The following is a 274-nucleotide window of genomic DNA, read 5'->3' on the forward strand; positions in this document are numbered from 1 at the left end:
ATTGTATCTTCTGCTGCTTTTTTATTATTTGCTACTGTGATTGTATCCGCCGCTGGCGCCGTTGTTACTGGCTCTGTTGCGTATTTTACTGCTGTTCGGCTACTTTCATCTTTGTTTGGTTTTGTCACAGTTACGTACACTGTTCCACCTGTTGACTCTAATAAGTCTTCCACTTTAATTGTTGCTTCTTTTCCACCGTCAGCTACTGCTTCTGATGTTGCTTTTACTTCTCCGTCTTTCGCTACATTGTATACTTTTACAATGTCACCTTCTG

The 274-nt window shown here is 40.9% G+C and carries 1 pseudogene; it reads right to left on the reverse strand.

Features of this window, described 5'->3' with window-relative positions:
• Positions 1 to 274 (reverse strand): annotated as a pseudogene (locus ILS93_RS28565) (hypothetical protein); the annotation flags it as partial.

Origin of the sequence: Bacillus sp. 16GRE42 (assembly GCF_019837435.1) — a bacterium.
In the GTDB taxonomy this organism is placed as follows: Bacteria; Bacillota; Bacilli; order Bacillales; family Bacillaceae_G; genus Bacillus_A; species Bacillus_A wiedmannii.